The organism is Sphingomonas leidyi (assembly GCF_011761945.1).
GTDB lineage: Bacteria > Pseudomonadota > Alphaproteobacteria > Sphingomonadales > Sphingomonadaceae > Sphingomonas > Sphingomonas leidyi.
Genome location: NZ_JAASQV010000001.1, coordinates 1,151,492 through 1,176,839, shown reverse-complemented (window position 1 = coordinate 1,176,839; position 25,348 = coordinate 1,151,492). Strand labels below are relative to the sequence as shown.

26 protein-coding genes are annotated in these 25,348 nt (G+C 64.9%); 11 read left to right on the top strand and 15 right to left on the bottom strand.

The window, feature by feature from the left end:
• Positions 1 to 188 precede the first annotated feature (188 nt).
• The 4 genes from FHR20_RS22785 (at position 189) to FHR20_RS05675 (ending at position 3,782) form a co-directional block, all read left to right on the top strand.
• Positions 189 to 602: an Ohr family peroxiredoxin gene (locus FHR20_RS22785; RefSeq protein ID WP_167298602.1), complete on the top strand. Its 414-nt coding sequence runs from the start codon at positions 189 to 191 to the stop codon at positions 600 to 602.
• Positions 603 to 615: 13 nt separating this feature from the next.
• Positions 616 to 1,905, top strand: a complete 1,290-nt coding sequence (locus FHR20_RS05685; RefSeq protein WP_167298601.1) for an alpha/beta fold hydrolase — start codon at positions 616 to 618, stop codon at positions 1,903 to 1,905.
• 80 nt (positions 1,906 to 1,985) lie between these two features.
• A complete protein-coding gene (locus FHR20_RS05680; RefSeq protein WP_167298600.1) occupies positions 1,986 to 2,774 on the top strand; it encodes an alpha/beta fold hydrolase in 789 nt (262 codons plus the stop codon).
• 9 nt (positions 2,775 to 2,783) lie between these two features.
• A complete protein-coding gene (locus tag FHR20_RS05675) occupies positions 2,784 to 3,782 on the top strand; it encodes an alpha/beta fold hydrolase (RefSeq protein WP_167298599.1) in 999 nt (332 codons plus the stop codon).
• A 3-nt stretch (positions 3,783 to 3,785) separates the two neighbouring features.
• Here FHR20_RS05675 and FHR20_RS05670 read toward each other — a convergent pair whose 3' ends face one another.
• From FHR20_RS05670 to FHR20_RS23140, 13 genes are all read right to left on the bottom strand, one after another.
• On the bottom strand, positions 3,786 to 4,709 hold the full coding sequence (locus FHR20_RS05670) for a LysR family transcriptional regulator (RefSeq protein WP_167298598.1): 924 nt from the start codon (positions 4,707 to 4,709) through the stop codon (positions 3,786 to 3,788).
• Positions 4,710 to 4,777: 68 nt separating this feature from the next.
• Positions 4,778 to 5,494 carry a hypothetical protein gene (locus FHR20_RS05665; RefSeq protein ID WP_167298597.1) on the bottom strand — a complete coding sequence of 239 codons (717 nt, stop codon included), beginning with the start codon at positions 5,492 to 5,494 and terminating at the stop codon, positions 4,778 to 4,780.
• A gap of 329 nt (positions 5,495 to 5,823) precedes the next feature.
• Positions 5,824 to 6,939 (bottom strand): redoxin family protein, encoded by a 1,116-nt coding sequence (locus FHR20_RS05660; RefSeq protein WP_167298596.1) that lies wholly within the window; start codon positions 6,937 to 6,939, stop codon positions 5,824 to 5,826.
• Positions 6,940 to 7,001: 62 nt separating this feature from the next.
• Positions 7,002 to 8,069 carry a zinc-binding dehydrogenase gene (locus FHR20_RS05655; protein WP_167298595.1) on the bottom strand — a complete coding sequence of 356 codons (1,068 nt, stop codon included), beginning with the start codon at positions 8,067 to 8,069 and terminating at the stop codon, positions 7,002 to 7,004.
• A 167-nt stretch (positions 8,070 to 8,236) separates the two neighbouring features.
• Positions 8,237 to 9,691, bottom strand: a complete 1,455-nt coding sequence (locus FHR20_RS05650) for a catalase (protein WP_208413415.1) — start codon at positions 9,689 to 9,691, stop codon at positions 8,237 to 8,239.
• Positions 9,692 to 9,892: 201 nt separating this feature from the next.
• Complete coding sequence (locus tag FHR20_RS05645) at positions 9,893 to 10,690, bottom strand: SDR family NAD(P)-dependent oxidoreductase (protein WP_167298594.1); 798 nt, start codon at positions 10,688 to 10,690, stop codon at positions 9,893 to 9,895.
• Between the two features lie 473 nt (positions 10,691 to 11,163).
• Positions 11,164 to 11,730: a restriction endonuclease gene (locus FHR20_RS05640; RefSeq protein WP_167298593.1), complete on the bottom strand. Its 567-nt coding sequence runs from the start codon at positions 11,728 to 11,730 to the stop codon at positions 11,164 to 11,166.
• Positions 11,663 to 12,217 (bottom strand): hypothetical protein, encoded by a 555-nt coding sequence (locus FHR20_RS05635; RefSeq protein ID WP_167298592.1) that lies wholly within the window; start codon positions 12,215 to 12,217, stop codon positions 11,663 to 11,665. The genes FHR20_RS05640 and FHR20_RS05635 overlap by 68 nt, the downstream gene beginning before the upstream one ends.
• Before the next feature lie 199 nt (positions 12,218 to 12,416).
• Entirely contained in the window at positions 12,417 to 12,569 is a 153-nt protein-coding gene (locus FHR20_RS05630; protein WP_167298591.1) for a hypothetical protein, read from the bottom strand.
• Between the two features lie 70 nt (positions 12,570 to 12,639).
• Positions 12,640 to 13,041: a hypothetical protein gene (locus FHR20_RS05625; protein WP_167298590.1), complete on the bottom strand. Its 402-nt coding sequence runs from the start codon at positions 13,039 to 13,041 to the stop codon at positions 12,640 to 12,642.
• A gap of 2 nt (positions 13,042 to 13,043) precedes the next feature.
• Complete coding sequence (locus FHR20_RS23210; protein WP_167298589.1) at positions 13,044 to 13,184, bottom strand: hypothetical protein; 141 nt, start codon at positions 13,182 to 13,184, stop codon at positions 13,044 to 13,046.
• A 1-nt stretch (position 13,185) separates the two neighbouring features.
• Entirely contained in the window at positions 13,186 to 13,452 is a 267-nt protein-coding gene (locus tag FHR20_RS23145; protein WP_167298588.1) for a hypothetical protein, read from the bottom strand.
• A 32-nt stretch (positions 13,453 to 13,484) separates the two neighbouring features.
• A complete protein-coding gene (locus FHR20_RS23140; RefSeq protein ID WP_167298587.1) occupies positions 13,485 to 13,976 on the bottom strand; it encodes a hypothetical protein in 492 nt (163 codons plus the stop codon).
• 707 nt (positions 13,977 to 14,683) lie between these two features.
• Here FHR20_RS23140 and FHR20_RS05605 point away from each other — a divergent pair.
• Positions 14,684 to 15,601, top strand: coding sequence for a hypothetical protein (locus FHR20_RS05605; protein WP_167298586.1), 918 nt, complete (start codon positions 14,684 to 14,686; stop codon positions 15,599 to 15,601).
• Positions 15,602 to 15,806: 205 nt separating this feature from the next.
• Here FHR20_RS05605 and FHR20_RS05600 read toward each other — a convergent pair whose 3' ends face one another.
• Together FHR20_RS05600 and FHR20_RS05595 are read right to left on the bottom strand one after the other, a co-directional pair.
• The gene (locus FHR20_RS05600) at positions 15,807 to 16,853 is read right to left on the bottom strand and encodes a rod shape-determining protein (RefSeq protein ID WP_422051131.1); all 1,047 of its coding nucleotides are present in this window, start codon (positions 16,851 to 16,853) and stop codon (positions 15,807 to 15,809) included.
• A gap of 301 nt (positions 16,854 to 17,154) precedes the next feature.
• On the bottom strand, positions 17,155 to 18,321 hold the full coding sequence (locus FHR20_RS05595) for a glycosyltransferase (RefSeq protein WP_167298584.1): 1,167 nt from the start codon (positions 18,319 to 18,321) through the stop codon (positions 17,155 to 17,157).
• Positions 18,322 to 18,504: 183 nt separating this feature from the next.
• Here FHR20_RS05595 and FHR20_RS05590 point away from each other — a divergent pair, with 183 nt between their 5' ends.
• The 6 genes from FHR20_RS05590 to FHR20_RS05565 all read left to right on the top strand — a co-directional run bounded on the left by FHR20_RS05590 (position 18,505) and on the right by FHR20_RS05565 (position 25,233).
• On the top strand, positions 18,505 to 19,041 hold the full coding sequence (locus tag FHR20_RS05590; protein WP_341786429.1) for an RNA polymerase sigma factor: 537 nt from the start codon (positions 18,505 to 18,507) through the stop codon (positions 19,039 to 19,041).
• 73 nt (positions 19,042 to 19,114) lie between these two features.
• On the top strand, positions 19,115 to 20,047 hold the full coding sequence (locus FHR20_RS05585; protein WP_167298583.1) for a FecR family protein: 933 nt from the start codon (positions 19,115 to 19,117) through the stop codon (positions 20,045 to 20,047).
• A 7-nt stretch (positions 20,048 to 20,054) separates the two neighbouring features.
• The gene (locus FHR20_RS05580) at positions 20,055 to 22,355 is read left to right on the top strand and encodes a TonB-dependent receptor (RefSeq protein WP_167298582.1); all 2,301 of its coding nucleotides are present in this window, start codon (positions 20,055 to 20,057) and stop codon (positions 22,353 to 22,355) included.
• 54 nt (positions 22,356 to 22,409) lie between these two features.
• Positions 22,410 to 23,180 (top strand): DUF2334 domain-containing protein, encoded by a 771-nt coding sequence (locus FHR20_RS05575; RefSeq protein WP_167298581.1) that lies wholly within the window; start codon positions 22,410 to 22,412, stop codon positions 23,178 to 23,180.
• Positions 23,168 to 24,322, top strand: a complete 1,155-nt coding sequence (locus FHR20_RS05570) for a glycosyltransferase (protein WP_341786412.1) — start codon at positions 23,168 to 23,170, stop codon at positions 24,320 to 24,322. Before FHR20_RS05575 ends, FHR20_RS05570 begins: the two co-directional genes overlap by 13 nt.
• Positions 24,298 to 25,233: a hypothetical protein gene (locus FHR20_RS05565; protein ID WP_167298580.1), complete on the top strand. Its 936-nt coding sequence runs from the start codon at positions 24,298 to 24,300 to the stop codon at positions 25,231 to 25,233. The genes FHR20_RS05570 and FHR20_RS05565 overlap by 25 nt, the downstream gene beginning before the upstream one ends.
• Positions 25,234 to 25,348: the final 115 nt, after the last annotated feature.

Here is a 25,348-nt window from a genome sequence, read left to right as displayed (position 1 = left end):
GTCGGTCGAAGGCCACTGACGAATCCGGCGGGTGGGCCCGAGCTGCGGGTGTCGCCCCCAAAGGCCTGGACCGTGGCGCTTCGCTGGCTGGCCGCTCAGGAAATGAGAGGGTCGCTCTCATTCTCCAGCGCTACCCCGCCGCCGCTGCGCCCTTACCTCTCATTCCAACCAGACAAAGGAGTATCATCGTGGCGCTCAAGACACTTTACACCGCCCAGGTTCATACCATCGGCGGCCGCGACGGCGCAGCCCGTAGCTCGGATGGCCAGCTCGATGTTCAGCTCGGATCGCCGGGGACGAAGCGTCCCGGCACCAATCCGGAACAGCTGTTCGCCGCAGGCTGGTCGGCCTGTTTCGAAGGAGCGCTGAGCTTCGCCGCCGGCCAAGCCGGCATCAAGCTTCCGGCCGACACAGCCGTCGATGCCGAGGTCGATCTGAACGTCGATGACCAGGAGGGTTTCATCCTGTCCGCGCGGCTCAAGGTCAGCCTGCCGGGCCTGGATGCGGATACCGCCCAGGCCCTCGTCGATCGCGCCGATGCGATCTGCCCCTATTCGAAGATGACGCGCGGCGGGATCGCTGCGGACGTCTCGCTCGCCTGACGGGAGAAGCACAGTGTCAACTGTCCCTACACAGATCGGCCGGCGCGGATTCCTAGCGACGTCGCTGGTCGGTGCTGCCGCCCTCAGCCTGCCGCGCGCCGCCACCGCAGCGCAATCCGCCCTCGGCGGTGCTGCAGTACGCCCGTTCAAGATCAACATCCCCGAAGCGGCGCTCGCCGACATGAAGCGCCGCGTCCTGGCGACCAACTGGCCGGATCGCGAGACCGTCGGCGACACCTCGCAGGGGCTGAAGCTCTCGACGATGAAAGCGGCGGCCGACTATTGGGCCAACGAATATGATTGGCGCAAGGCCGAGGACTATCTCAACAACTTGCCCAACTTCATCACCGAGATCGACGGTGTCGACATCCATTTCATCCATGTGAAGTCGAAGCACCGCAACGCACTGCCGATGATTATCACCCATGGCTGGCCGGGCTCGATCTTCGAACAGCTCAAGATCATCGACCCGCTGACCAACCCGACTGCCCATGGCGGGACCGCGGCGGATGCGTTCGACGTGGTGATCCCCTCGCTGCCGGGCCATGGTTTCTCGGGCAAGCCGACCGAGCTCGGTTGGGATCCGATCCGCATCGCCAAGGCCTGGGCGGTGCTGATGAAGCGCCTCGGCTACACGCGCTATGTCGCCCAGGGCGGCGACTGGGGCAATGCGGTCACCGAGCAGCTCGCGCTGCTGCTTCCGCCGGGCCTTATCGGCATTCACACCAACATGCCGGCGTCGGTACCGGACAATATCGCGCAGGCGCTTGCGACAGGCGGTGCAGCCCCGGCCGGTCTCTCAGCCGACGAGCAGCGCGCCTATGACCAGCTCGACAGCTTCTACAAGAATGGCCTCGGCTATGCGACCGAGATGGCGAAGCGCCCGCAGACACTCTACGCGCTCGCGGACTCGCCGATCGGTCTTGCCTCATGGATGTTCGACCATGACCGCGCGAGCATGGAGCTGATCACCCGTGTGTTCGACGGCGGCGAGGAAGGTCTCTCGAGGGAGGACCTCATCGACAATGTCGCGCTCTACTGGTTGACGGGAACCGCGGTTTCGTCCGCACGGCTCTACTGGGAGAGCAAGCTTGCCTTCTTCGCGCCGAAGCACGTCATGCTGCCGACCGCGATCAGCGCTTTTCCGGATGAAATCTACCAAGCGCCGCAGGCCTGGGTGGAGAAGGCCTATCCAAAGCTGATTCACTATAATCGCCTGCCCAAGGGCGGCCACTTCGCGGCCTGGGAGCAGCCCGCCGCCTTTACCAGCGAGATGCGTACCGCGTTCCGATCGCTCCGCTGATCCCCGGCGCGGAGCCGGGCGGCGCGCCATGCCCCGCGCGCCGCCCAACCCTCTTTCCCAAGATACAAAGGATTTGTCCCATGCCTTTCTTCAAGTCTGCAGCGATGGCCGCCGGCCTCTTGCTCACCGCCGCGGCGCCCGCGTCCGAGGCGGCGCCGAAGCCTACCATCGTACTCGTCCATGGCGCCTTCGCTGATTCCTCGAGCTGGAATGGCGTCATCGCCGACCTGACGCGTGACGGCTATCCGGTCGTCGCCGCCGCCAATCCGCTCCGCGGTGCCGCCAGCGACGCCGCCTATGTCGCCTCGATCGTCAAGTCGATCAACGGCCCGGTGGTTCTCGTGGGCCATTCCTATGGCGGCACCGTAATCACCCAGGCGGCCGCCGGTTCGGACAATGTGAAGGCGCTGGTCTTTGTTGCCGCCTTTGCGCCGGAGGTCGGCGAGAGCAGCTTCGAACTGGCGGGAAAGTTTCCGGGATCGGTGCTGAATGGCGTGCTCGCGCAGCCGGTTACGACTCCGGACGGCAAGCAGGATCTCTATATTCGCACCGATAAATTCCCCGCCGCGTTCGCCGGCGATCTGCCGGTCGCTCCGGCGCAGATTGCGGCCTATGCGCAGCGCCCGGTCACGCTTCAGGCCGGCGAAGAGAAAGTGGCGGTCGCGGCTTGGAAGAACCTGCCGTCCTGGTTCATCTATGGCGCGAAGGACCTTGCCATTCCGCCGGCCTCCCAAGCGTTCATGGCCGAACGTGCACATGCCCGAAGGGTCGAAGTCGTGCCCGGCGCGTCGCATGTCGTGATGATTTCGCACCCGCATGAAGTCGCAAACATGATCGAGCGCGCCGCGTCCGCGACCGCGACGAAGTAAGACGCCGACATGCCCATCGCCGATTTCACCCGGCGGCGCTTGATGGGGGTCGCGGCGGTCGCCGCCGTGGCCCCCCTCGTTCCGGGCGCTGCCCTCCACGGAGCCCCACTCGCCATGTCGCCGCTGAAAACGGTTCGCACCGATCTGCTCGAGATCGCCTATGCGGAATATGGTCCGGCAACCGGGCCGGCGGTCGTCCTGTTGCATGGCTGGCCCTATGACATCCATAGCTTCGCGGAAGTCGGGCCGATCCTCGCCGCCAGGGGATATCGCGTCATAGTCCCGTATCTTCGCGGCTATGGCGCAACACGCTTCCTCTCGGCGGCGACGAAGCGCAATGGTGAACCTGCCGCACTGGCGGCCGACACGGTTTCGATGATGGATGCGCTCGGTATTCCGAGCGCCGTCATCGGCGGCTTCGACTGGGGTGCCCGCAGCGCCGACATTATCGCGGCGCTATGGCCCGACCGGGTACGCGGACTCGTCGCGGTCAGCGGCTATCTGATCGGGAGCCAGGCCGCAGGAAGCCTGCCGCTGCCGCCCCAAGCCGAACTGCAATGGTGGTATCAATTCTATTTCGCCACCGAACGCGGCCGCGCGGGCTATGCCAAATATCGTCGCGACTTCGCGCGGCTGATCTGGCGCCTCGGGTCACCCAAATGGGCGTTCGACGATGCCACGTTCGAGCGGTCGGCCGCGGCGCTCGACAATCCGGACCAGGTCGAGGTGGTGATCCATAACTACCGCTGGCGAATGGGCCTGGCGGACGGCGAGCCGCACTATGCGGATCTCGAGCGCCAGCTCTCCGCCGCGCCGGTCATTACCGTTCCGACCATTACCATGGAGGGCGACGCCAACGGCGCGCCACATCCTGAACCGAGCGCCTATGCGAAGAAGTTCGCTGGTCGATACGAGCATCGTTTGATCACCGGGGGCATCGGCCACAACCTGCCGCAGGAGGCGCCGGCGGCGTTTGCGCAAGCCATTGTCGATCTCGCTGGGACCTGACGCTCAGGCGCTTAGCGCAGGCAGGAGATCTTCGATCTCCTGCAGCATGTCCCGCAACCGTGGCGCCATCCAGTCCAGGAAGACCCGCAGCTTCACCGGAAGCAGACCCTGGCGGGCATAGACCAGATGCACCGGGTATCTCCGGCTGTCATGCTCATCGAGAATGGACACGAGCGCGCCCGTCCGCAACTCGTTCAAGACCATGTAGCTCGGCACGCGAGCGATCCCGATCCCTCCGACCGCTGCCGCGACCGCGCCTGGATTGGAATTGACGCGGAAGCGGCTAATCGGCGTCAGCTGTATGGGCTGACCGTCTCGTTCATAGGTCCAGGCGGCCTCTTCAGTGGTGGTGCAAATCGCCGCGTCGTGGTTGCGCAGATCATCTGGAGTGGACGGATATCCCTTTCGCTCCAGATAAGCGGGACTGGCGCAGGTCAGGAAACGAAAGCTACCCACCTTGGTCGCGTAAAGCGAACTGTCGGCGAGTTCTCCCAGCCGGAGGCCGACATCCACCTGCTCGTCGAGAAGTTGAACCACGCGATCCACCGCGAGCACATTGATGTCGACTTCGGGATGTTCGGCCAGAAAGTCGAACGCCAGCGGCAGCATGCACAATTGTCCGAACGCCAGCGGGGTTGTTACCGTCAATCTGCCTCTCGGTACTTCATATTCGCCGGACGCCCGACGCTCGGCCTCGTTGAGCTGTACGACGATCTGCCGGGCCGCATCGACATAGTCGCGGCCCGCAGGGGTCAGCTGCACATTCCTGCTGGTCCGAATGAGCAGACGAGTGCCCAAGAAGCGCTCGAGCTCCGCGACCTTTCGGCTGACGCTGGGAAGCGGCGCACCCAGCTTGCGGCTTCCCGCTGAAAGGCTGCCGGCGTCGACGACGGCCAGGAAGACTTCCATCGCATCAAGGCGATCCATGCTACCTCCAGTTGATTTCGTCGGCCGGCGGGCACCGTACCGCAGCGGCGGGAAGAGCGGCCGGCTTCCTAGAAATATCTCACGTCATCGAGATCGATCGCGACCATCAGCAGATCGGTCACCGGCTGGCCGTCGGGTCCGCGAACATAGGCGCGTCGCTTGGTCGGAACGCGCAGCCCTTGGACTTCGACATAATCGCCGATCATCTGCGCAGACGGCAAGCCGCCAGCGATATCCACGCGATAATCGTGACGCCGCAGATTGAGCGCACGGTCGAAATAGAATTCCTGCTGCCGACTGTGGGTGACGATGGTACCCGGGAAAAAGGCCCGCAACACGCGCCATTCCTCATCGCCCTCGATCCACGGATCGATCTCCTGAACCTCGACGCCTTTCGCTGCCAGCGCAAAGGGCGAGTTGAGATAGAGCCACATCGCATAGCCGTTGAAATAGGCACGCTGAAGCGGCCCCCACTGCGTGTTGAGCCCATGTCCGGCGAAAAGATATGGGAGGTCACGATCTTCGGCGACGATCGCGCCGTCGAGCTTCTCGACCGCCACGCGATCGGCCGTGAAGGCAGTCCGTTGATCGGGAGCGCCAAATGGCGTCACCGACGCGCGCTGTTCGTGAAGCCAGACCGTCATCCACCTGCGCGTGGTGTCGGTGGGAAACCCCTTGAGGGGAAACAGGCCTCCGGTGGTAACAGCACCAGCCTCGACCCGTTCAAATGCCTTGCGCCGGCCAAGGCCGCCATGCGCGTCGATCACGTCGTCCAGAAGCGACATTTGGCAAACTCCTCTCATGGTTCGTCGGCTCGGTGCGCCGGCACGCGCCCAGGATGAGGCGGTACGGTCAGGGCAAGGGGCCCAGGCAGTTCATCACCAATCCTGCACGAGCGTTCCGCCGGCGCTCATTTTGGGGCGGTCCGCGCCTCCAGAGGCGGGGGGAAGCGCTGGGGGCGCGGACCGGAGCGACGGCTTCCCCCGGGGTGGTGGGATCTGCGCCGCTGAACGATATCTAGAAATCGCGGGCTGCTCGGTCCAAGATCATTGGCCTTGGGCGCCCAACCTTTTTGGTATTGCGCATCTTTTCCGACCTTCGCGGCCGAAGGGCCCTAGCCAAAGGTGAACGTGTAGGCGCGCGCGCCCGCGTCGAGGAATCGTATCTCGAAGGTTGCATCTCTCACGGAGGCGGATTGACGCACGAGCTGGTAGAGCCGGTCTTCCGTCACTCTGCCGAAGCCCTCGGCGTCGACATCAACGCCGTGATCGGCCGCGGGCGGTCGGCCGTCGAGCGTGACCCGGAAACGGACCGGCTTGCCGTCGGCGCGCGCGCCCAGCACCATGTGAAGGTCCCGCGCCCGGAAGCGGTATCGGATGCCCGCCGATGGTGCATCCGTGCGAGCGGACTCCGCCCCTACCGTCCAGTTTCCGATGAAATTCCATTCATTTGATGCGATCGCCGCCGACGGTTCATAGTGCTTCGAGCCATCGGCCTCGATGCGCTGCGGGGCGGCGAGACGGTGCGCCTGCCGATAGCCGATATAGGTTTCGGGCGAGCCTAGGCTTGCCCAATCGGGCGACGCTTCGATCCCGGTACCGAGGTCGCCGGTAAGCCCGGCCTTGACGGGCGCTCCATTCCTTTCCGACAACAATTGCTGGATCAGCCGCTCGGAAGCTTCATAGCCGCCCTCGCCGATGTGATGATCGCGGATGCGTCGCCGCGCGTCGATAATGTAGAAACCGGGCCAGCCATCATTGCCGAACCTCGTCCATGTCGCGTAGGCGCTGTCGAGCTTGACCGGATAGGAGATGCCGAGTTCGGCCACGGCGCGCCGTACTTTCGCAACGTCCTTTTCGAAGCCGAATTCGGGCGTGTGCACGCCGATCACGACCAGGCCGTCATCTTTGTACTTGCGTGCCCAGTCGCGAAGATACGGCAGTGGCCGGAGCGAATTGATGCACGAATAGGTCCAGAAATTGACGAGGATCACCTTTCCGCGAAGCGACTGCGGGACTGGAGCGCGACCGCCCAGCCATTGATCGCCGGCGATCAGCGCATTGATCGGTGACACTGATAACGCCGCCGCATTGGCCGGTTGGACCGAGCTTGGGGTCGCCCCGTCGGCCGGATTGCCGACGGGAATGTCGCTGAAGCACCAGGCGACGGCACTGGCTGCTCCGAGCAGGCAAATGCCGATGAAGCGCCAAGTGGGCCGTTTGGCTGCCATGGCTAGTCCTTTGGTCTCGAGAAGGGCGCGCCCGCCTCTGAAGCGGACGCACCCGCTATGGTCTACGAATGCGGGCCCGCGTGACGATGGACCAGGCGTCCTTCGATCTTGCCGCCGCGCAGCTCCGCCAGACCCTGATTGATCGTGTCGATAGGCGCGACCCGCGTGGGGATCGGCTTGATCCGGCCTGCCTTGGCGTGCTCGACAAGCGCCCTCAACTCCGCCGGCGAGCCGCAATAGGACCCCTGCAGGTTGAGCTGGCGGGACGCGAGGACGGCGAGGGGCAAACGAACCTCGCCACCGAACAGCCCGACGCCGACATAGGTGCCGCCGTTACGGAGCAGCGAGATACCCAAGTCAGCCGTTTGCTGGGAGCCGACGAAGTCCAGCACGCCAATAAAGCCGCCCGTCTCCTGCTTGATGGCATCGGCGGCGCCTTCTTCCTTGCTGTTCACCGTTCTGTCCGCGCCGAAATCGTTGGCAGCGGCGATGAGCTTCGCGGGGTTGATGTCGAACACCGCGACCTTGGTGTTCTCCAGGCCTTTCTCGATGGAAAGCGCCATGGTTCCGACGCCGCCTGCACCGATGATACCGATCCAGCCGTCACGACGCGGCAGCTTGGCGAGAGCGGCGTAGGCCGTAAGGCCGCAGCAGGCGAAGATGCCCGCGTAATCCTCATCCAGGCCATCGGCGGGCACCAGATATTTGGGCTCGCGGACGACCACCTTTTCCGCATGCCCCCCGGACACCTGCAGGCCGATCGAGCGCGGGTTCGGGCATTCATTGTCGCGCTCCGCCAGACAGGCTTCGCAGGTGCCGCAGCCGATCCAGGGATAGACCACGACCGGTCGACCGACATCCTCTTCGGAAAGGCCCGCATCGGGACCAAAGCTCGCAATCCGGCCGAAGATCTCATGACCCAGCGAAGTCGGCAGGCGGATTCCGATCATATCCACCGGGAGCCGGGCGTCGCCGCCGAGACCGAGATGCCCCTCATGGAAATGAGCGTCGGAGTGACACAGCCCGCAAGCGACCACGTCAACCACGACTTCGGTCCCCGTTGGAGTCGGGTCGATCACGTCATTGCGGACAATTGGCGTGCCGAATTCAACAACCTGATACGCGTGCATGATCCTTACTCCCGATGATGCTGAGTGGGGGAATGCGAGGGCGTGCCGGGCTTCATCTCGCGGCTGGCCCGAAATTCGGAGAGAGAAGAAGGCGACGCCGGTCGCCCCCCCTACGCCGCTCTGCACGGCGCGCTTTGGGAAGGACCGGCGTCGCCACGACATTGCGACTAGGCCGATTTGGTGCCGCCGGAGGAGAGCCGGGCAACGGCCTCCGCGACGCCAGCACCATAGTCGGGATCGGCTTTGCGGCAGTTCTCGATATGGCGTTGCTTCACCTCGGATCGTGCGTCGCCGAGTGAGCGGGCCGTGTTCTCGAAGAGGCGCTGCTTCTCGTCCGCGGTCATCAATCGGAAGAGGTTGCCCGGCTGCTCGTAATGATCGTCGTCAATCCGGTGATCGTAGTGGGCGGCCTCTCCTTCGAGGGGGAGCGCCGGCTCCCGCAAGGCAGGCTCATGGTCGATCCATTCGCCCTTGCTGTTCGGCCAGTAGCTGGGCGTCGCGCCAAGATTGCCGTCCGTGCGCATCGCGCCATCGCGATGATAACTATGATAAGGGCACCGCGGCGCGTTCACCGGGATATGGTGGTGATTGACGCCGAGACGGTATCGCTGCGCGTCGGGATAGGAGAACAGGCGGGCCTGCAGCATCTTGTCAGGCGAGAAACTGATCCCCGGCACCACGTTGGATGGCGAGAAGGCCGCCTGTTCGACTTCGGCGAAGTAATTGTCCGGATAGCGGTTGAGCTCCATCACGCCGACTTCGATCAGGGGATATTCCCCCTTCGGCCAGACCTTGGTCAGATCGAACGGATTGTGCTTGTGCGCCTTCGCCTGTGCATCGGTCATCACCTGGATGAACAGCGTCCAGCGCGGGAAGTCGCCCCCGTCGATCGCGTCGAGCAGATCGCGACCACTGGTCTCGCGATCGCCCGCGACCAGCGCCGCAGCTTCTCCGTCGGTGAGATTCTCGATGCCCTGCTGCGTGCGGAAGTGGAACTTCACCCAGACGCGCTCATTGGCGGCGTTGATCATCGAGAAAGTGTGGCTGCCAAAGCCGTGCATGTGCCGGAACGTGCGCGGCATGCCGCGGTCCGACATGACGATCGTCACCTGATGCAGGGCCTCGGGAAGCAGCGACCAGAAGTCCCAGTTGTTATCGGCAGACCGCAGGCCCGTGCGCGGGTCGCGCTTGACCGCGTGATTGAGGTCGGGGAAGCGCAGCGGATCGCGGAAGAAGAAGACCGGCGTGTTGTTCCCGACCAGATCCCAGTTTCCCTCCTCGGTGTAGAACTTGATCGCGAAGCCGCGGATGTCGCGCTCGGCGTCCGCCGCGCCGCGCTCGCCGGCGACCGTCGAGAACCGCACGAAGAGCGGCGTTTCCTGGCCTACCTTCGAAAACAGATTCGCCTTGGTGAAACGGGTGATGTCATGCGTCACCGTGAATTTGCCATAGGCACCCCAGCCCTTGGCGTGCATGCGGCGCTCCGGAATGACTTCGCGGTCGAAATGGGCCAGTTTCTCGATCAGCCAGATGTCCTGCAGCAATGCGGGGCCGCGCGGACCGGCAGTCATGATGTTGAGATTGTCGGCCGTGGGCGCTCCATGGGCATGAGACATGGCCATTTTGCGATTATCTTTGTCGTTCCCCGAATTCATGGTCGCATTCCCTTGCTTTGATTGTTGGACATCGGGAGAAGAGCGGCGTGCCTGGCCATTTGGCGGGCGGCGAGCCGCCGACCCGGGTTTCGAGCACGCGACGCTTCGCGGCCTGATCCGTTGATGAAGCCGCCGCCGTCTCGATCTCCCATTGTATGAGAGGGGTTCTCAGGCTCCGGCCCGGTAGCGGGTTGCCGGGGTGGAACTGGAGAGCTGTCCGGCCATCGCCCGGCGCGCCGTCTCGTAGGTGTCGAAGAGATTCGCGTCTTCAAGCGACGGGATGGTGATGAACTCGCCACGGCCGAGCCCGACCATTGCCGCGTCGACCATGTCCTCGCCGCTCATGACCATGGCGCTCGGCAGCAGCTCCACGGGGTGGCCGGCGATGGCCCAGAAATCGGTCGCGGTCGCCCCCGGCAGAACGACCTGCACATGGACCCCTGAGCCCTCCAGCTCGTGCCGGAGGTTCTGGCTGAAGGCGACGACGAACGCCTTGGTGCCGCCATAGACTCCATTGAGCGTCTCGGGACTGATGGCGATGACGGATGCGATATTGATGATCGTTCCCGAGCGGCGCGCGATGAATTGGGGCACGATCGCATAGGCCAGCCGTGTCAGCGCGGTGACGTTGAGCGAGATCATCGACGTCATCTGCTCGACATCCGAATCGACCAATTTAAGCGCGCCGCCCAGACCGGCATTGTTCACGAGCAACGTGATATCCGGCGTGTTCCTCAGAAAGTCCTCGACACTGGCAAGGTCTGCCGCGTCCGTGAGATCCGCGGGAAAAACGTCGACCTGCTGATCGGTCCCGCTGCGGATATGCTTGGCCACTTGCTCCAGCCTGTCGGCATTACGGGCGACCAGGACGAGGTCATAGCCCTGGGCAGCGAGCCGATCCGCATAGATCGCGCCAATTCCTGTCGACGCACCGGTGACGACGGCGGTTCCCATGGTGCTTGCCATTTTTGTAACTCCTCATCGATCCGCAGGGCGTCGCGGTGGGCGGCGTCCGATAGTGGATGGGGATCTAGTCGGGCGAAGCGAGAGGCGGCAGCCGCTCAGAATGATAGCCAGCCTCTCGAAATGCGGCACTTGGAAGACCCGCGCTAATCAGCTCGGATTTCTACGCTGCGGAGAAGTGACAATGCTCGTCGAGCATAAGCGCCAGTTCTGTTCAGTGATTAAATGGGCTCAGAACGTTCAGCTTCGTATCACCGGTGCCAACTCGGACGAATAGCGGTCCTTGAGAACGGCGCAAGGCAACCAAATGACCGTAATTAGAGCCTTTCCGGACGGACAGTTCTCGAGTGACCGAGCGTGAGAAGTAGACTCACTGTCCGCTTCGCTGATGGCGAGACACGGGGTACATGGGTCCTGTTCTCGCAGCAGTAGCGCTTAAGCTGGCCTCTCCTGCCTTGCAGCACAGCGCGAAAGGGTTAGCGAAGGCGGCGGAACCGTGGATGGAGCGTCAAGCTCATCGTTTTTCGCCAGTTCTCGAAATCAACGTAGGACTCGTGATTGCGATAGGCGGCTCGGTCGAGTTCCGATTCACCGAGCATTGCTAGAACCCCGGGCAGATCGACCAACTCGATGTTGTGACGTGAAAACGGACCGTCGACATAGTTCTTCCGGACCGCGTAGGCTTCGCGGATCGCATCGGGTGAGAAGGACTTGGAGGTCGTGATGACCATCCCATACGGCGAGCGCTCGCGCAGCAGCACCCCGTTCATGGTCCGCACAGTGGCTACCGACTCGCAGCGATTCAGTTTGCTGCGGCGCTTTACTTGTACGAAAAGCGGGTCATCGCCGGCTTGGGCTACGAGCATGTCGATACCCATATCCTTCCGTCCACCGACCTTTCGCACCTGGGTCGGCCCAAACCGCTCTTTCAGAAACTGAGCGATCAAGTCTTCGAAGCGGAACGGGTCGACTTCGCTAATGCTCTGATTGTGCCGTTTCAGCCAGTAGACGAGGTCCTCGAGCGCCGCGTCGGGTGCGCTCACATCGAAGTGGCGCAGAACCCCCTGAACATAAGATCGATTCATTGAGCGCCCAAGCAAGATCGTCATCTGACGGGGCAGTGTACGCGATGTCTATCAGCCACCAACCGCATTCGTAGCAATTGTAACCAGTACGCTCGTAGCCATCCTTCTCCGGCATGACGCGCGTGCTGAAGAAGCGGTCGAGGGCTTCTTCATACCCCTCCTCGTGAAAGGTGAAGATTGGCGCCATTCGCTCACTGCAATAGAGGCAGCGGAAGCGGGTATGGGTCGGATGCTCGATCGAATAGGGAACCTCGCCCCCGGAGTAGGTTGCCTCGCCCCAGTCGTCCATGTCGGTGGCGCGCAGATAGCAGCTTTCGGGGTTCGACCAGACGAACTCTTCGCCACCGATATAGTAGCTCGACCGCGCACCATGACGGTTACTCTCTTCACATTCCTGGACGATTTCGAAGTCGTTGTAGGCATAGGGGCTTCGCAGATCCCGCATCGCTTTCCCCATAGTATCAACGCAACGATCGACCGAACGACCGCCTTTGGGAATGCTAAGCTTGTGTTTGAACGACAGCAATGAGGGGCGCGAAGCGGGCTCCGCTACATGTAGGTGAATTTGTGACATACCCTTGGTGATGGACGCGCAAACGCGGTTGCGGATTGTAGAGTCCTTAAGCTCACGGATGCCCTCTTAATCAGCGGGTCCTAGGTTCGAGCCCTAGTGCGTCCACCATTTTTTCGCCGCTTGCCGGGCGCGTGCCGCCGTTGATGGCGACCCCGGTCAGCGCCCCGTCGCGGTCATAGCTGTAGCTCGAGCTGCTCGTGCCGTCGCGGTTGGTCAGCTGCACCAGCGTCTGCTGCGCGCCGTCGCGCCAGGCATAGGACTGGCTGGTATAGCTGTCGGCATAAAGCCTTAGCTTAGGACCCTACGGCCTTAACTATCGATGCCTCGATAGATGAGGCGGACAACTTCTCTCGCAACCATTCCGCTTCCGTCAAAGTGCCCCGAAAAACAATTGGGAAACGACGCAGTTGCTCGACAGCTTCGACGTTTGAAAGATTAAGAGCGCCCTTCACCACCTTGATTGCCGCAGCGCCATTGGCCTCCTGCGCGACAACATCCCAATGCCCACCTTCGTTCAGAATTAGTTTCCTTACTTCCTCAGGCGGCATGCCGATACCGTCCTCTTCGACATTTCCGCAATCCGGGCACGAGGTTGATCGATACCAACGTAAGCGGCCTGACACGACAGTTTCACCGACGCGCGCGATCCCACCATGAAGGCATTCTTCAGCCGGCACTCTGACTTCTTGGCTCATGGTCACCACCCTCGCATCCACTCGTAGCGTTCTATGGTATTGTAAAACTTGGCTTCCTTTGCGCTACCCAACGGATGATGATCGTAGACCCCATGCGACCGCCATCGATGGTGAAGCTCCTCATGTACGATGGTATTTCGCAAATCAGCCCTGGAACCGAATACCTTTTCCCATCTGAGTGCCGGTTCCCTTCATGACGACGCCATGTCCAATGAAAGGGCTGTATTCAGGAGCATGGGTTAAGCGAACACCGCTAAGATCTTCGCTGATCACTGCATTGATGGCGCGATTTCTAGCTATGGCTGTCTTTCCAGTTACGTTGGAAATATCAGCAGTGAATGCCTGCTGTCCCGCAGCAAACTCAACAGCGCTGCCCTCTACGGCCACACCCGCGCGAACGCCGCGCACCACTCTGCCGGCGCCCTTTGTCAGCAGGATCTCACCTACGGTTTCGGTGTAGAGCGCCGCCCCCGCCCGAGCGAAGCCTTGTTGCCCGTGAGGCCGGCGTCGATGACATAGGCCGTACCCAGGACCGGCGCCCTCACCACGCTTGTCGTCGCCCAGCCGGTGAATTGCGTCACCGTCTGGGTCCGCTGGCCGGCGACATCGTAATAGATGTCGACGCCCTGGCTGCCGCGCGCGATCGCGCCGCCGGACAGGATACCCTTGGCGGTCACCACCCGGTTCATCGCGTCGTAGCGATACCAATAATCCTGGGTGCCGGCCGGGCCGGGCGCGCCATATTGGTCGAGCGTCCGGAACGTCGCGACGCTGCGCCGGATGTTCGAATTGGCGTCATATCCGTAGCTGGTCGACGCCGCCGGCAGCGTCGCGGTGGCCAGCGCCGACCAATAGGTCAGCCGGCCGAGCGCATCATAGCTCGCCGACTGGCTCGAGATCGTCTGGGTCCCGGTCTGGTACTGCCAGGAAGACACCCAATAGGGAAGATTATGCCCTAGCGCTTGCTCTATCGCCTCGCCGCGAGGTCCAGCGCCCAGCTTCCAAACTTTGACCCCTCCACTCTCTGCGGCAACAGAGCATTAGGTTAGGCGGCTAAGAGAGCCATCGCCTCATCTAACGAAGCAGGCTGATCCGAGCGACAAAGAGCTATTATCAGCGCGCGCATGAGCGAGCTGAACATGATGGGTGCCGAGCCGATCTCACCGTGCGCCATACAAGTGATATTCAGAACCCCACATGGCCGAGCACCTATGCTCACCTGCTCTACGCCCGAGCAGATCGCGTCAGCATATTCCGGTAGTCCGCCGATCGTTACCATGTCTAACGAGCCAGCAAGCGCATTCTCATACAGGCACTCAGAGAAGGGAGTATCGAGCGGGACGATGACCTCTAGTTCACCTGCCTCGGTCGATTGATACTCTCCGCTCAACAAACCGTAATGGAACGAAGGTCCAAAGGGCTGTAGGAATTCGATCGCACCACACAGGCTCATTTCCCTAGCCCTATCAGGTACTTTCCACGGATGTGTAGAAATTGTGACAACCACACGCCCTTCAGAGAAAAGACAACTGCCATCGACTGCCCCACGGCACCAAAATGGTCGCAAGACTCAGGCGATTATAGCTTCCACTTCTCGGAATAACCCGGATACTGCACCACAGATGCGTATTGGGGGATTCGCATGTTGCGCTCGATCATTTGCCTTTTACTGACTCTGCTCGCGATTGAGCCTGCCTGGGGTCAGCCTCTTCAGACATTCACATCGAATTCCGGCGCGATTGCCTTTCGCTATCCCCAAGGGTGGAATGTGATCGCGACGGATCGTCAGCCAAGCCGCTATATTGAAAACTATGCGGTGCAACCGGCCGGACAGGACTTCACCGGCCGGCCGGGGCAAGTGGTCGTTCGGATCTTCGATCCGATGTATGTCGTCGAGGAGGCACGCGTTCGATTGCCGGCGTCGCCGGACGTGCTGTTCCAGCGTTTTGTCCAGGCCATGCCGGGCGGAAGCGGCGCGACCTTCGGCCGGCGCACCTATGGCGGCGTGACCTATCTCTTCGCGAGCGACACGAGCAACGGGTTCGAAACCGACTATGCGGCGGTTTCGGTGGGCGGATACCTCAACGTGGCGGGCATGGCGGCGAGCCTGCGCGACGCACCGGGACGGCTCCCGCTGCTGTTTCAGACGGTCGCTTCGATGAGCATGCCCTGGCCGAGCCGTCCGCTTGATGGCGCCGGCGCAGCGGTGAAGAACTGGTATCGCGTCCTGCGTCTTGGCGACTCCCGCGCACTCCCTCCGCTCGCCTGCAGCCAGGCACAGATGTCGATGTTGCTCATGTCGTTTGCGAGCCCCGGATCCATGGATCTGGTCGCACGCGCATCCCATGGGTTCGACTTTTCCGGCTTGCGCTTTCAGACGGTCGCCTCGGGTGCACGAGGCTCGGTCGTTCGCGTCGGAGGCAATATCGCGGCGGCCAATGGCAGCGTGACACCGATCTATCAGAACGGACGGATCCTGGGCGGCTCGAACAGCCTGTTCGTGAAGCTGGAAAATGGCGCCTGGAAAGTGTGCGGGCCGGTTCGCGGTGGCTATCGCTGAGCACCGCGACCAAGATATTCGCAACGCTCGGGGCCACGCCGGCGGCAGGAGCAACCGCGGCCTCTCATGCGAATTCTGACGGGAATCCCGACGGCGCCATTGCGGTTCGCAAGCGCGCCCGGCCAAGGCAGGCCGCGGGGGCGCGAAGCCGTCGAATCCGGCTCCATCCCCGTTCCGGGACAAGGCATCTCAACTGGATGACATCTCAACTGGATGACATCGCGCCGCGATATACCGGTTCCTCGAGTGCGCGTCCGGCGCCGGTCGCCACGCACATCAACGCATTTTCCGCAACCATGACGGGCAATCCGGTCGCCTTCGACAGCACATCGTCCAGATGCGCGAGCAGGCTGCCCCCTCCGGTCATCACGATGCCCTGATCATAGATGTCGGCGGCCAGTTCGGGCTCGGTCTTCTCCAGCGCGCTATGCACTGCCTCGACGATCTGCGCGGTAAGCTCCGCGAGCGCATGTGCGATCTCGGCCTGGTTGACCTCCACTTCCGAAGGCATGCCCTTGACCAGGTCTCGACCCCTGACTTTCCGGACAAGGCCGATCCCGTCTTCCGGAACCTGGGCGGTGCCGATCTCGACCTTGATATGCTCGGCGGTGGCTTCGCCGATCATGAGATTGTGCTTTCGACGGATGGACGACGCGATCGCCTCGTCCATCCGGTCGCCGCCGACGCGGACCGAGGCGCTGTACGCAAGGCCGTTGAGCGAAAGGACGGCGACCTCGGTGGTGCCTCCGCCGATATCCACCACCATGGCACCGACAGGTTCGGTGACGGGCAGGCCCGCGCCGATGGCCGCGGCCATGGATTCCTCGATGAGATAGACCTTGCGAGCACCGGCATTGGTGCCCGCCTGCTGGATCGCGCGCCGTTCGACCTGGGTCGCGCTGCTGGGGATGCTGATCGCGACTTCGGGGCGGCGGCCGAGCCGCCTCGTGCCGCCGCGTACCTTGTCGATGAAATATTTGATCATCCGCTCGGCGACTTCCAGATCCGCGATCACGCCGTCGCGCATCGGCCGGATCGTGCGGACGTTGTCGGGGGTCTTCCCAAGCATCAGCTTCGCTTCCGCGCCGACAGCGCGCACCCGGGAAATGCCGCCGACCGTTTCCATGGCCACCACCGACGGCTCGCTGAGCACGATGCCGCGGTCCTTCAGATAGATGACGGTGTTCACGGTGCCGAGGTCGATCGCGAGATCGTACGAGCCACCTGGAATTAGACGAGGAAATCGCATCAAGTTCAATCTGTTGGAATCGCTTGCGCTTCGCGGGTTCACGGGGGGCGATATCGATTGCGTGGGGCCCCTGCGGTGGGTCCGCGCCCAGCCAGGGTCAAGCCATTAGCGGCTGAACGACCGCTCCGGGCGCCGATGCGAGCCGCTCCCCAGTCTCGTGCCGCTTCCATTGTGCACCCGGGGCCGGCCGGATCCCCGCCTCCGGCACGGATCAGGCCCGGCCGATGGCAGCTTCAGCCAAGGGCGCGCACGCGGCGGGCCGGCACGTCACCGCGCATCGTCCCGATGGGCGCGGGAGCGTGTTTCAGGCCGCGCGGCTGACGGCGGACCGCAACGCCGCATAGGCCTGGAACAGCTCGGCAAAGTGCATGTCCATCGTCCGCGGCGCCTCTTCAAGGGCACGAGGCGCGACGGAGGAGCGGCCTGCGACGAAAGCGAGGATCGCATCGCGCAGCGCCTGCACGTCGCCCGCGCGGTATCTCCGGCTCGGCGCGCGGTCGGCATGGTCGGCGGCGCCGCCGCGATCGGGCACGATCACCGGCAGCCCGCTCGCCCGCGCCTCGGCCGCGACCATGCAGAAGGTCTCGGCCTCGCAGCCATGGACCAGCGCATCCGCGCTCGCCATCAATCGCGCGAGGGCGGCGCGGTCGGCGAGCGGCCCCGGGATCCGGATATGCGGAGAACCGCCCGCGCGGGCCACCAGCCGCCCCTGCAGCCGCCCCTCGCCCACCAGCAGCAGCGCGATCGGATGCAGCGTGCCCGCGGAAAGGGCAGCGTCGATCACCATGCCCCAGCGTTTCTCGGCCGCGTGGCGGCCGATTCCCACCAGCAGCGTGGCGGAGGGATCGAGGTCGCATTCGGCAAGCAGCGCGGCGCGATAGTGCGGGTCCCGATGCCAGGGCGCGAATATGCCGGGCTCGACGCCCATGGGAATGGTGACCACGCCGGGCATCCCGCCACCGCTCAGCCGCGCCGCGAACTCCCCGCTGGCGCTGACGACCAGGTCATAGGCCTCGCCCAGCCGGCGCAAATGCCGCCAGAAGAAGTCGAACCCGCGATCGATCGTCTCGATGCTCGCGACCGGCCCGAACCAGCGATAGGCATAAGCGGAGAGCGGGTCGGCGTGCATGACCAGCGCACGCGGCGCGGCGCCGTCCCAGCGCGCCACCATCGAGGCGCTGCCCCAGGGTGAGGATGCCTCGACGAAATCGGGGCGCCAACGATCCAGGGCGCGATGGAGCGTCTTCTCATTGTCGAAGTAGCGATAGCGCCGATCGAGCGGAAACGGTGGGGACGCCAGCGTCTCCAGCACCGCGCCAGGGCCGCGCCGGATCACGGCATCGTGCTTGCCCGGGGCCAGCACGATGATCTCATGGCCCAGCGCCGCCGCGGCCGCCAGCTTCCGATCGACATAGGCACGCACGCCCCCGCCCTTGGGCGCGTAGAAGGCGCTGACATCGACGATCCTCATCTTGCACCAACTGCGCCGCAGGTGCGATTCGAGCCTGATTGCCGCAGGACAGGCATGAACTTCGCTCGCTTCTCCATCATTCGAAGCAAGGACGCCGCCGATTACGCTGCACCGCAGTAGGGCGCGAACTTTTTGTATTCCGTCCCCGCTTGCCCGGCGGAGGGACATCGGGCAAAGCCCGCGATCGGAAGGAGTCGACCGATCCATTCTCCTGCTTCCGGGCTAACGCAGCTTTACCAGGAACTGCGCGGCGAATTGCTGCGCTTCCTCGTCGCGCGTACCGGCAATCCGGTCGAAGCCGAAGACCTGCTCCAGGAACTGTGGCTGCGCACCCGCGAGGCGCCCCCCGGCCCGATCGCGAATGGCCGCGCCTATCTCTATCGCGCCGCACAGAATCTCGTGCTCGACCGCATCCGCGAGGCGCGCCGCCGCGAGGCGCGCGACAAGGACTGGAGCGACAGCCAGGCCGAGACCATTGCCGGCGACCGCGTCGATCCGCAGCCCCGGGCGCTCGATGCGATGATCGCCCGCGAAGACAATGCGGCGCTGCATGCGGCGATCGCGCGCCTGCCGGAGGGAGCGGGACGCGCGTTCCGGCTCCACAAGCTCGAAGGCCTGCCCCATGCCGAGGTGGCCGCGCGGCTGGGCATCAGCCGAAGCGGCGTCGAGAAACACATCGCCGTTGCGATGGCGCATCTGCGCCGCGCGCTGGAGAACTGAGGTGCCACCGATATGGTGGCGTCTCATACGATAACAGGGAGGCATCGGCTCGAACCGGTGCCGGGAACGGGCGATGAACGAGGATATCCACGAGGCTGCGGCGCGCTGGCACGTCGCGCAACAGCATGACGACATGAAATGGTGCGGCTTCACCTGCTGGCTGGAGGCAGATCCGCGCCATCGCCTCGCCTATGACGAGATCGCGCTGCTCGACGCGCGGATCGACGCGACGCTCCCGCGGCCGGCGGCCCGTGGCGGAACGTCGGAGATGCCCATGCGCGGCTTCCCGCGCTGGGCCGTCGGTTCGGGCATCGCCGCCGCGGCGACGATCGCCCTTGCCCTCGGCATCGGCTTCCAGGGCGAGCAGCCCGAAGCACCGGCGGCGCGGGAATTCGCCAGTGCCGCCAGGACGACGCGCACCGTGCAGCTTGCCCATGGCGTCACCGCGTCGCTCGGCGCCGGCTCGCGGCTGTCCGAGCCCGAGGCAGGCGGGCCGATGCGGCTGCGCGGCAGCGCCTTCTTCAACATCCGCCACGATCCCGCGCGGAGCGTCGTCGTCGAGGTGGACGGGTATCGCATCCGCGACGTGGGGACCCGCTTCGCAGTCAACTCCGCCAACGGGGTGCTGAGCCTGTCCGTCGAGGAAGGCGCCGTCGCGCTCCAATTGCCCGGGCAGACCTCGGAAACGCTGGTCGCGGCCGGCCAGGAGGCGATCGCCCAGGCCGGCAGGGTCACCCTGCGCCCGGCACGGGTGGCGAACATCGCGTCCTGGCGCAGCGGACGTTTCGTCTATGATCAGACCCCGCTCGCACTGGTCGCCGCCGACATCGCCCGCTACACGGGGCAGCCCGTGTCGGTTTCCGGCCCCGCTGCCCAACGCCCATTCTCGGGCGTGCTCGCGCCCGGCGACCGACAGGCAATGGTTTCCACCCTCACCCAATTGACGGGGCTGCATGCGGAGAGCGATGGTCAGACGGTCCGGTTGGTCGATCGTACTGGCGGCTAGCGCCCGGTTGCCGCCTCCCGCCCAGGCGCGGGACGAGCGTTTCGCGATTTCCCTGCCCGCCGGCAACCTGGCCGACATCCTCGAGGCGCTTTCGGCCCAGACCGGCATCTCGTTCGTCTATGACGTCCGCCTGCCCTCCGCGCGCACCCGCGCCGCACGCGGACACATGTCCGCACGCGACGCGCTGGACCGCATATTGCAGGGCACGCCGGTGCATGCGGTGCGGATCGGTCCCCGGGCCTTCCGGATCACGGCACGCCCCCGCGCCGCGGCACGCCATACCGCGCGGCCCGCGCCACCGGAACCGCAGGCCATCGCCACCGCCGACGAGGAAATCGTGGTCACCGCCCGCAAGCTGCCCGAGGCCCTGTCCTCGATCGCCGGGTCGATCGCAGTCTATGTGCCGCGCGATCCCGCGCGGCAGGACCGGGCGACTCGCGCCGGCGACGTGGCGCGCGGCATCGAGGGCCTGAACGTGGCCAATGGCGGCCTGGGCCGGGAAAGGTCCTTCATCCGCGGCCTTGCCGACAGCCCCTTCAACGGCTTCAGCCAGTCCACGGTGAGCGTCCAGATCGACGAGGGCCGCGTGACCTACGACGCCGCCGAGCCCGGGCTCTATCTCACCGATATCGCCCGCGTCGAAGTCCTGAAGGGACCGCAGGGGCCGCTCTACGGCACCGGCGCGCTCGGCGGCGTCTATCGCATCGTGACCAATCGGCCGGTGATCGGCGCCACATCGGGTACGGCGACCATCGGAGCGCAGATGGTCGGATCGGGCGGCCTGGGCGCAAATGCCGAAGCGATGCTCAACCTGCCGCTCGTCAGCGATCTCGCGGCGCTGCGCCTGGTCGGTTATGCGCGCAGCGACGCGGGCTGGGTCGATGACGCCGACGGCCCGTCGGACGTGAATCGCACGCGCATCGCCGGCGGACGCGCCGCGCTCCGTCTCGCATCCGCGACCGGATGGACCGCAGATCTCATCGGCGCCTATCAGGTGAACCACACCGCCGACAGCCAATATGTCGATCGCGACTATGAAGACCTGACGCGCAACATCTCCCAGCGGGAACCGCGCCGCGGCGTCTTCGGGCTCGCCCAGGCGATCCTCTCCGGTCCGATCGGTGCGTTGCGGCTCACCGCAGTCACCAGCCATGCCTGGCAGGACCAGCATGACGTGTTCGATGCGAGCGCCGCGGCCACCCAGCTCGGCGTGCCCGGCGCACTGCGCTACCTCGACGGCCGCGCCTATCGCGTCTTCGACCAGGAAGTGCGGCTGACCTCGGCGCCCGGCAGCGCCTTCGCCTGGACCGCGGGCGTCTCCTACATCTCGGCGGTGACGCGCGCGACGGGCGCGATAGAAACGGCGACCATCACCGTACCCGACTATTTCGCGCTCCATCGCCGGGTTACCGAGACATCCCTGTTCGCCGACGGCGCCTATCCGCTCGCCCCGCGCCTCAAGCTGGCGATCGGCATGCGCCTGTTCCGCGCCACGACCGAGGATGAGCGCCAGGAGGAGCTCGACGCGCGGAGGGTCAATCACGCGGTGATCGGCTTCACGCCCAGCACCTCGCTTTCCTATCAGCTCGCGGACGATCGCCTTCTCTATGTCCGGCTGGGCACCGCCTATCGACCGGGCGGCATCGATCCCAGCAACAGCCGGACCGGCCGCTATGTCGGGGATTCCGTCCGCAGCATCGAGGCCGGCGGCCGCGCGAGCTTCGACGGCGGCCGGCTGGACCTCAACTTTGCCGGCTTTCATGCCGTCTGGCACAATATCCAGTCGGACTATCTCGAGCCCGCGGGCCTGGTCGCCACCCACAATGCCGGCGACGCGACGATATTCGGCGTGGAAGGAAGTGCGACCTGGCGCCCGGGCGGGGGCTGGCAATTGCGCGGCGGCTTCACCATCCAACGCCCAAGGCTGACAAACGCGGCGGACGGCACGCGCCTGCCCAGGGATCGTCGCCTGCCTGTCGTCCCCGACCTTGCCGGCGACTTTGCGATCGCGCGCACCATCCGCCTGTTCGGACACGAGGTCACGCCCTATGCCGCATTCAACTATGTCGGCGCCTCCCGGCTGAGCTTCGACGACGGCCTGGATCGCGGCATGGGCGACTATGCGCTGGCACGCGCCGGCGCGACGACGATGATCGGGCCGTTCACCCTGGCACTCGACGTCGACAATCTGTTCGACGCGCGCGCGGACAGCTTCGCCTATGGCAATCCCTTCTCGATCCACAGCGAACACCAGTACACGCCGCTTCGGCCGCGCACCTTTTCGCTTTCCCTTTCCCGCAGTTTCTGACGAAAAAAATCGCGGCATGGCTGTGGCGCCGGCCCGCGGCGGCGTCTTGCCCATGTGACCCGAACCGGAACAACACCGCCCCGCCGGCTCCTCGCCTCGATCCATGACGTGTCGCCGCGCCACGAGCCGGCGATCGATCGGCTGGTCGAGGAGCTTGCTTCGGCAGGCGTGGAGCGCCCGGCCATGCTCGTGGTGCCCGATTTCTGGCGGGAGGCGGAAATCCGGCCCGGCTCGCCCTTTGCGGCCCGCCTGCGCCGCTGGGCCGAGGATGGGGTGGAGATGTTTCTCCACGGCTACAGCCATCGGGACGAGGCCGAGCATGCTTCCTGGCAGGATCGCGTCAAGGCGAGCCGCATGACGGCGGGCGAAGGGGAATTTCTCGGTCTGGATGCCGAAGAGGCCGAGCGCCGCATCCGTGCCGGCCGGACCCTGATCGAGGACATCACCGGCCGCCCCATTGCCGGCTTCATCGCACCGGCCTGGCTCTACGGCGATGGCGCGCATAGCGCCATGAAGACGCTCGGCATCGCACTCGCCGAAGACCATATGCGGGTCTGGGCGCCGGATACCGGGCGCATATTCCTCAAGTCTCCGGTGATCACATGGGCAACGCGCACGCGCGCGCGCATGCTCTCGTCGCTCGCCGTCGCCAGCGTCGCCAGGACGATCCCGCTGCCCCGGGTGGTTCGGCTCGGCGTGCATCCGGGCGACGTGACGGTGCCGGCGACGCTTTCGAGCATTCGGCGGACCGTGGCGAAGATCGCACGGACCCATGTCCCCAGCCAGTATCGCGACATGGTCGGAGACCTTGCGTGCGCGTCCTGACGTTTCTGCACAGCTTCGAACCGGGCGGTGTGGAGCGAGTCGCGCTGCGCCTCGTCCGGCACTGGCGCGCGATGGGCGTGGAGGCGCCGCTCTTCCTGGGCCGCGAGGATGGGGCGCTTCGCGCCGAACTGGCCGACGGCCTGACCTATACCACGCCGTCCCAGCCTTCGATCGGCACCGCCTGGTGGGAAACCCTCTGGATGATCGCAAGGCTGCCCGCCGAGATACGCCGGACACGCCCGGACGTGCTGTTCGTCTCCGGGAGCACCTATACCATCGTTGCGGCCGCGATGCGGCTGCGCTTCGGCAAGCGCTGCCCGGCAATCGTCGTGAAGATCAGCAACGACCTGGCCCGGCGCGACCTGCAGCCGACGGGGCGTTTCTTCTGGCGGCTCTGGCTGGGCATGCAGGCGCGCTTCGCATGGGCCTGGGTGATCATGGACGAGGCGATCGCCAAGGACCTGCCCCCCGGCATGCGGGGGACCTTTCGGGTGGTTCACGACCCGGCGATCGAGGAATCCCGCATCCGTGCGCCGGCGCCGCGCCGCACCGGCGCCCCCCGCCGGTTCGTCGCGATCGGGCGCCTGGCGCCGCAAAAGGATTATCCGTTGATGCTCCGCGCCTTCGCGCACGGCGCCTGCACCGACGAGACGCTGACGATCTATGGCGACGGCCCGGATCGTGCGGCGCTGGAGGCGCTGGCGGCCATTCTCGGCGTCGCGGAGCGCGTCGATTTCGCCGGCCACGTATCCGACGCCGCGTCGCAGCTGCCGGGCTTCGACACCCTGCTGCTCTCCTCCCGCTATGAAGGCGTCCCCGCTGTCCTGATCGAGGCGCTGGCAGCCGGACTCTCGGTGATCTCGACCGACAGCGGCGCGGGGGTGCGCAGCGTGCTCGGCGATGGCCGTCACGGCATGATCGTGGCGCGCAACGAAGCCGCGTTCGCCGCCGCGATCGCGGACGCGGACTCCGCGCCGGCGCCGCATGCCAGCCGAGGGGAGCATGTACGCCGCTTCACCATCGAGCAGTCCGCCGGAATCTATCTCGATACCTTTGTCGCCGCCGCACGCGGCGAGGCGCACACGACCTCCGCCCCATCTCAAATCGACGAGTTCGCATGGCCAGTTCCGCCAGCCAGATGAACGCGCGCGCCGATCAGGCCGCGCTGCTGTTTCCCCCCACGCCGCCCGTCCGCGAGTGGCTGCTGACGCTTGCAGGCCTCGGCCTCTCGGCGGCGATCCTGCTCGCCGTCCTGGTGCAGCTCGGCGGGATCGATACTTCGCGCTTCGCCGCCGCGCCCGCCAATCCCTGGTTCTGGCTCTGCTTCGCGCTTTTCTACGCGCTGGGCCCGGCGATGGAGTGGCTTATCCTCCATCGGCTGTGGAAACTGCGCGCCGCTGCCCTGCCGGCCCTGTTCCGCAAGCAGGTCGCGAACGAGATCGTCTTCGGCTATTCGGGCGACGCGCAATTCTATCTCTGGGCGCGGCAGCACCAGCCGCTCAAGGGTTCCGTATTCGGCACGCTGCGCGATGTCGCCGTCCTCTCCGCGCTTGCCGGCAATCTCGCCACGCTCGCGATGATGGTGATCAACGCTCCCCTGCTCTATGCGATCGCCGGCGGCACGCTTCTCAACAGCTTCGCGGCATCCGTCGCCGTCATCATCCTCTCCTCGCTCGGGATCCTGGTGATGCGGCGGTTCGTCTCGCTGCTCACCCTTTCGCGGCGCGATCTGATCGTCACATTCTGCCTGCACAGCCTCAGGATCATATTGAGCCTGGTGTTTACGGCATTGCTCTGGAAGCTGTTGTTGCCCGGTCTTTCGCCCATGATCCTCATCGCGGTGGCGACGCTGCGCATGATGGTCCACCGCCTGCCGCTGGTGCCGGCCCGCGACGCGCTGCTGGCGCCGCTGGTCCTCGCATTGCTGGGGCCGGGCTCCGGCCTTGCGGCCGCCACCATGCTGGTCGCGGCGCTGACGCTGGTCACGCACCTGGCGGTGGGCGCGCTCACATCGATCGCCTCGTTCCTGCCCGCCTCCCGGACTTCTCTCTGACGTCCGTTCGGCGGGCGTCTCCGGGGGCAGCGCGACCTTCGCATCTCGTATAGTTCCGGCGGAAATCCGCGAAGCTGCCGGCCGCTAGACCCGCGACCACGAATTCCACGTGGAG